We start from the raw sequence: 851 nt of genomic DNA, 5'->3' as shown, positions 1-851 counted from the left end.
TCTTCAGGGTCGGTGGGGGCCCGCTTCAGTTTTACCGCCACCAAGCGCAATCGATCGCCAAGGTTAGGATGGGACAGAGTTTCGTCGTAACGACGGGCACTGGCTCGGGCAAATCGCTCTGCTTCTTCGTCCCGATCGTAGATGCCATCGTGCGGGCGCTCAAACAAGGAAGCCCCCGCCGAACGCGCGCAATCATTGTCTACCCGATGAACGCGCTGGCCAACAGCCAGATCAAGGAAATCGAGAAGTTCATCTCGCAATCGGGCCTGCCTGACAACCTGAAGCCTGTGGTCAAACGCTATACGGGTCAGGAGGATCGTGCAGAGCGCGAGCGGATTGCCGATAATCCACCGGATATCCTGCTGACCAATTTTATGATGGCCGAGCTGCTCCTGACGAGACAGGACGAGCTTGATTCCCGAGTGATCGGCAATGCTTCGGGGCTGGAATTCATCGTTCTGGATGAGCTCCACACTTATCGCGGCCGTCAGGGCGCCGACGTCGCGATCCTCGTGCGCCGACTTCGAAATCGCTGCGCACCGAACAAGGCACCGATTTGCATTGGTACCTCGGCCACCATGGCCAGCGAAGGATCCGCGGAAAGCAAGTCGCAAGCGGTCGCGAATGTCGCATCTCGCCTCTTCGGCGCTCAGATCGGTCCAGATGCGGTGATCGACGAGGCCTTGCAGCGCGCAACCGACGACATGATCACGCTTGCTCAGGTCCGGCCGCAACTTGCATCAGTTCTGACCACGCCGATACCCGATGTTTTGACGGATGACATGTTGCGGCGTCATCCGTTGGCGGTCTGGTCAGAACTCGCCATCGGGCTGAAGGATGAGCAGGAACTG

Annotated in this window: 1 protein-coding gene; it reads left to right on the top strand. The window is 59.0% G+C overall.

The genetic code is table 11. The features are described from left to right. Window positions 1-851: DEAD/DEAH box helicase (locus tag AC1DVA_RS28790; RefSeq protein WP_476808188.1), on the top strand; the 851-nt coding region annotated here is incomplete at both ends.

Source organism: Allobosea sp. P4_C6, assembly GCF_056402015.1.
The sequence above is the reverse complement of the archived record's forward strand: the minus strand, read 5'-3'. Positions and strand labels throughout refer to the sequence as shown.